This window comes from Streptomyces sp. URMC 126, from assembly GCF_051386555.1.
Taxonomy (GTDB): Bacteria; Actinomycetota; Actinomycetes; order Streptomycetales; family Streptomycetaceae; genus Streptomyces.
The window spans coordinates 1-5441 of sequence record NZ_JBPQTX010000405.1 but is presented as its reverse complement, the minus strand read 5'-3'; the positions used below and the strand labels follow the sequence as shown (position 1 = coordinate 5441).

Genomic DNA, 5441 nt, shown 5'->3' with positions numbered 1-5441 from the left:
GCGTAGCCGCCCCCGCCGCCCGAGCCGCGCCACTGGCCGCTCGCGGCCTGAACGCCGGTGCCACCACCACCGCCCAGCCCCGCGACGGGCACGACGCCGCCGGCCACGCCGCGCGAGTTGGCGCCTCCCGGGGAGCCGAGGTTGCCGCCCCGTCCCCCGAAGTTGCCGTGCCTGTCCGCTCCGCCGGCCCCGCCCGTGGCCCCCACGGCGCCCTGCCCGGGGACCCGCCCGCTGCCCGCGCCTCCGCTGTGGCCGCCACCGGCCCCGCCGTCCCCGCCGCTGCCGTCGGTGAACGAAGTGGAGCCTCCGCCGCCGCCGGCGACGAGCAGCGGCCGCCGCAGCCGGTTGCTGAACAGCCCGCTCAGCCCGCCGCCGGCGCCGAGACCGGTGGCCGCGCCACCGAAACCTCCCGACTGGCCGACCACCACGGACAGGGTCTCTCCCGGGACGACCGCCACGTTGCCGGAGGCGAACCCTCCACCACCCCCGTAATGGTTGTACCCGAGCCAACTCTGGCCGCCCGCGCCCCACATGCGGGCGTTCACCACGGTGACGCCGTTGGGGACGGTGAAGTGCTGCACAGCGCCCGTGGCGTTGAACCGAAGGCAGTGGGTGTACGGAGCGACGGGCGTGCCCGCGACCGGGGCCGCCGGGGCGGTGGCGAGCGCGCGCGCCGTCGGCGCCGCCGGGGCGGCGACGGGCTCGGGAACGGCGGCGGTATCAGGTTCGGCGTTCTGCGGCACAGGAGTCCTCCTGACTCTGTCCTCGCTTCACGGTTCGGGGATTCGGGGAAACGTCCATGCCCGCCGGCCTCGGCGGAGCTGACAGCCGGCCCTACGGCGTGTCCGCCGGACAAGGCTGCCCGGAGCACGGCCGGCAAAAAAGAGGACGGGTACACGTGCCGCCGCTCTCTGCCACATGGTGTGGCCTCCCGGCCTCGCGTCAGCAGGGCGCGCGTACCACCCGCGCACCGCGCGGGTCCCGTCTCACCACCTTGAGCGCTTCGCGGTCCCCCCTTGTGCCCCTGGCTCCCACCTCAGGGCACCTGAGGATGGCCGGATGGCTCTGTCCACGGGAACGGACGGCGCCATCGCCTTAAATGAGTGGCCCCGACTACCGCGCCGGACGCACCCTGGTCTCCGTGACAACGCCGAAACACCAGATCAGAGCGCTCCACACGGCTTCCACCCTCACCGTCTACCAGGCATACGACCCGGCCATCGGCCTGCCCGCCGCGCGGGACGGCCGGTTTCCGGAGACCTGGAAGCGGGACCGGATGACGTGGATCAAGCCGTCCTTCCTGTGGATGATGTACCGCTGCGGCTGGGGTACGAAGGAAGGGCAGCGGACGGTGCTGGCCGTGGAGATCCGGCGGGAGGGGTTCGAGTGGGCGGTGCGGAACGCGTGTCTCTCGCATTACCTGCCCGGCCTGCATGAGGGTCAGGACGCGTGGCGCCGGGAGTTGCGGCGGGCGCCGGCCCGGGTGCAGTGGGATCCGGAAAGGGATCCGCTGCTGCGACCGCTGCCGTACCGTTCGCTCCAGCTCGGGCTCGCCGGGGAGGCCGCCCGCCGGTACGCGGACGAATGGACGGTGGGCATCACGGACGTCACCGCGCTGGCGCACGACGTGCACGCCCGCGTGCGCGAGGGCGACCTGGAGGGCGCCGCGCGGTTGCTGCCGGAGGAACGTCCCTACCCGGCGGCGGAGGGGATGCTCGCGCACCTGGTTGCTTAGCGCCTCCCCCGGCTCCTGAGACGACGGAGTTCCGCCGCCGGCGGTAAACCCCCACGGCCCGCGGGGAGTCACTGCGGATGAGGGCGTACGACGGGTGACGGTCGCCCCGCCCGGCCACGGCCGGGCCCGCGCTGGTGCAGGCTGGTGGTACTGGTGGGTGGCGTGGGGCTGGCGGTCGGCGGCCGGGCGCTGCCGCGTGGTCTCCGGAGGACGCCGGGAGGCGTTCGGGAGGCTTCAGGACACTCCGGGAGAAGGGGAGAGCGGGATGAACGACGAGTGCGACCACGAGTGGGTCCTGTGGAGCGGTGCCAGCCGCTGCCGCAAATGCGGTACGACGCAATGGTCCGGCTGGCCCGGCACATGACGGAGCGCCAAGGGCACGGGTGCGGTGTGCCCTGAGCTCCGCGGGCGCGCGCCGGAGGGGCACGCGCCCGCGCACTACCGCACTTGCACCCCGGAAACCGCCCGGGCGATCACCAGGCGCTGGATCTCGCTGGTGCCTTCGAAGATCGTGTAGATGGCGGCGTCCCGGTGCATGCGTTCCACGGGGTACTCCCGGGTGTAGCCGTTGCCGCCGAGGATCTGCATCGCCTGGGCGGTGACCGTCTTGGCGGTCTCGCCGGCGTAGAGCTTGCTCATGGACCCCTCGGCCGACGTGAAGGGCCTGCCCGCGGCGGCCATCGCCGAGGCGCGCCAGACGAGGAGGCGGGCGGCGTCGATGCGGGTGCGCATGTCGGCGAGCTGGAAGGCGACGCCCTGGTTGTCGATGATGGGGCGGCCGAACTGGACGCGGGTGGTGGCGTAGTCGAGGGCGATCTCGTACGCGGCGCGGGCGATGCCGACGGCCTGGGCGGCGACGGCGGGGCGGGACGCCTCGAAGGTGGCCATGGCCGCGTTGCCGCCGCGCTCGCCGCCCGAGTCGGCCTTGCGCTTCCCCTCGCGGGCGCGCGCCAGGCGTTCGTCCAGCTTCTCCTTGCCCCCGAGCAGGCAGTGGCCGGGGACGCGGACGCCGTCGAGGACGACCTCGGCGGTGTGCGAGGCGCGGATGCCGTGCTTTTTGAACTTCTGCCCCTGAGAGAGCCCTTCGGTGCCCGGCGGGATGATGAAGGAGGCGTGTCCGCGGGCGCCGAGGCCGGGTTCGACCACGGCGACGACGACGTGGACGTTGGCGATACCGCCGTTGGTCGCCCAGGTCTTGGTGCCGTTGAGCACCCACTCGTCCTTCGCCTCGTCGTAGACGGCGCGGGTGCGCATCGCGGAGACGTCGGAGCCGGCGTCGGGTTCGGAGGAGCAGAAGGCGGCGACCTTCACGTCGTCGGCGTCCCCGTACATCTGCGGGATCCAGGTGCCGATCTGCTCGTCCGTGCCGTTGGTCAGGACGCCGACGGCGGCCAGGCCGGTGCCGGTGATGGCCAGGCCCAGTCCGGCGTCGCCCCAGAAGAGCTCCTCGATGGCGACCGGGATGCCCAGGCCGGTGGGGTCGAAGAACTGCTTGGCGTAGAAGTCGAGCGAATACAGGCCGATTTTCGCCGCTTCCCGCACGACGGGCCAGGGGAACTCCTCGCGTTCGTCCCACTCCGCGGCGGCGGGCCGCATCACGTCGGCGGCGAAGCCGTGGACCCAGTCGCGTACGGCCTTCTGTTCGTCGTCGAGCTCCAGCCCGAAACCCGCCATGGCCCCTCCCGAGCGTTGCTACCTGCGGTAACAGGAGTCTGTTACCGGTCAGTAGGGCCTGTCAACTCTCCTCTCCCCCCGGATCCGCTGGGTGCCGCGAGTGTTACGTTGCGCAGGCATGCGAGAAGACACGGGGGCGGGAGGCACAGCCATGACGACCAGTCAGCGGGAAGACCAGCAGCGCACGGCGCAGCGGCGGCGCAGGGAACTGCTGGAGGCCGCGGACCGGGTGGTACTCAGGGAGGGACCGGGGGCGTCGATGAACGCCATCGCGGCCGAGGCGGGGATCACCAAACCGATCCTCTACCGGCATTTCGGCGACAAGGGCGGCCTCTACCGGGCGCTCGCGGCGCGGCACACGGAGGCGCTGCTGGAGGGGCTGCGGGCCGCGCTGGACGCGCCGGCCGAGCGGCGGCGGCGCGTGGAGTCGACTCTCGACACCTACCTCGCCGCCATAGAGGCACGGCCGCAGGTGTACCGGTTCCTGATGCACCCGGCCGAGGACGACGGCCCCTCGGAGGGCGGTTTCGACGTGGGCCGGCACTCCGCTCCCCTGCTGCGGCGGATGGGCGAGGAGCTGGCGGTGGTGATAGCCGAGCGGGTGGAACTGGGCCCGGAGGGCACCGAGCTGGCCCGCGCCTGGGGGCACGGCATCGTCGGCATGATGCACGCGGCCGGCGACTGGTGGCTCCGCGAACGGCCCTTCCCCCGCGAACGCCTGGTGAGCCACCTCGCGGACCTGCTGTGGGGCCGACTGGCCACGGCGGGCGACCGGGCGGACGGCCCGGGGTTCTGACCCCGGCGGACCGGGCCCGGCGAGGCGCCCGAAGTCCGGCCCGCCCCCGCGTGGACGGAAAACCGGGTGCCGGGTCCACCACCCCGACGTAATGTGCACAGGCACATGTCAGGCATTACTTCGGGAGGGGACATGGTTCCGGAACTCGTCAGGGCCTGGGCGGCCGGCTGGGCCGTCTCGCGGGGGACGCCCCCGCCGGCCGGGCACCCGTGGGGGTGCGTGATCGAGGTCGGGCTGCCGGGGCGGTCGGAGCGCCGTGTGGTGTACGTCCCCGACGCGGAGTCCGTGCGGGCGGCCACCGCCGACCCCGTACCGCACGCCTGGCTCAAGGCCGCGGCGGATCCCGGCGAGGTGGCACGCCTGCTCTCCGCGGGGTGGGAGGTGGACGACGAGGACACCGGTCATCTCATGGCCGTGGACCTCGTGCCCGACGGCCCGTCGCCCGTCCCGCCCGGCTACGCGGTCTCCGTGACCCGGGCCGACGGCGTCGTCCGCGCCCGGGTGACCGACGCGGCGGGCGGTGTCGCCGCCCAGGGCCACCTGACGGTGGTCGGGGACGTGGCCGTCGTCGACCGCGTCGTGACCGAGGCGGCGCATCGCAGGCGCGGCCTGGGTCGCGTCGTGATGCGCGCGCTCACGGAACGCGCCCTCGCGGAGGGCGCGTTCACCGGCGTGCTGGGCGCGACGGACGACGGGCGGGCGCTGTACGAGACGCTGGGCTGGAAGCGGCACGCGGCACTGACGGCGTGCGCCTACCGGCCGTGAGGCGGCGCGCATCACGCCCGTCGGCCGTCGGCCGTCAGGCGGCAGGCGGCAGGCGGCAGGCGGCAGGCGGCAGGCGGCAGGCGGCAGGAACACCGTCCCCCGGCCCACCCGCCACCGCCCGTCAGCGGGAGCACACATCACGCCCTGCCGGCCGTGAGCTGGAACACACATCAGGCCCAACCGCCCGTGACACGACGCACATAACGCCTTGCCTTCCGCGAGGCGGAGCACGCATGCCGCCCCAACCCGCCCGTGAGCCACGCACATCACGCCCGCCGCCCGTAAGGCGCGGCCGAGAGCCCGCCCACCGAGAGACAAGACGGCGCACGGCTCGGTCCGCCACCGATCGCGCCCGCGCGGCCCGCGCACACCGCCGGCCCCGACGCGGCGCGAACCGCGGCCCATCGCGAGCCCCGAGCACCACGAGCCGCCGCACACCACGGCTCCCCGACACCCCCGCACCCCCGATCC

Annotated in this window: 4 protein-coding genes and 1 pseudogene; 3 read left to right on the top strand and 2 right to left on the bottom strand. The window is 73.9% G+C overall.

Annotated features, from left to right (window positions below; all coding sequences use genetic code 11):
* A pseudogene (locus tag ACSNOK_RS30185) lies at positions 1-743 on the bottom strand (hypothetical protein); the annotation flags it as partial.
* Between the two features lie 356 nt (positions 744-1099).
* Between ACSNOK_RS30185 and ACSNOK_RS30180 the strand changes: the two are divergent.
* Complete coding sequence (locus ACSNOK_RS30180; protein ID WP_436783978.1) at positions 1100-1735, top strand: DUF4291 domain-containing protein; 636 nt, start codon at positions 1100-1102, stop codon at positions 1733-1735.
* A gap of 438 nt (positions 1736-2173) precedes the next feature.
* Here ACSNOK_RS30180 and ACSNOK_RS30175 read toward each other — a convergent pair whose 3' ends face one another.
* Entirely contained in the window at positions 2174-3409 is a 1236-nt protein-coding gene (locus tag ACSNOK_RS30175; RefSeq protein WP_436783977.1) for an acyl-CoA dehydrogenase family protein, read from the bottom strand.
* Positions 3410-3560: 151 nt separating this feature from the next.
* Here ACSNOK_RS30175 and ACSNOK_RS30170 point away from each other — a divergent pair, with 151 nt between their 5' ends.
* Together ACSNOK_RS30170 and ACSNOK_RS30165 are read left to right on the top strand one after the other, a co-directional pair.
* Positions 3561-4205 carry a TetR family transcriptional regulator gene (locus ACSNOK_RS30170; RefSeq protein ID WP_436783976.1) on the top strand — a complete coding sequence of 215 codons (645 nt, stop codon included), beginning with the start codon at positions 3561-3563 and terminating at the stop codon, positions 4203-4205.
* 132 nt (positions 4206-4337) lie between these two features.
* Entirely contained in the window at positions 4338-4970 is a 633-nt protein-coding gene (locus tag ACSNOK_RS30165) for a GNAT family N-acetyltransferase (protein WP_436783975.1), read from the top strand.
* Positions 4971-5441 lie beyond the last annotated feature (471 nt).

Excerpts from the sequence above, each read along its gene's own strand:
- ACSNOK_RS30175 (WP_436783977.1), bottom strand. The coding sequence starts at position 3,409 with ATGGCGGGTTTCGGGCTGGAGCTCGACGACGAACAGAAGGCCGTACGC.
- ACSNOK_RS30165 (WP_436783975.1), top strand. The coding sequence starts at position 4,338 with ATGGTTCCGGAACTCGTCAGGGCCTGGGCGGCCGGCTGGGCCGTCTCG.
- ACSNOK_RS30180 (WP_436783978.1), top strand. The coding sequence starts at position 1,100 with ATGAGTGGCCCCGACTACCGCGCCGGACGCACCCTGGTCTCCGTGACA.
- ACSNOK_RS30170 (WP_436783976.1), top strand. The coding sequence starts at position 3,561 with ATGACGACCAGTCAGCGGGAAGACCAGCAGCGCACGGCGCAGCGGCGG.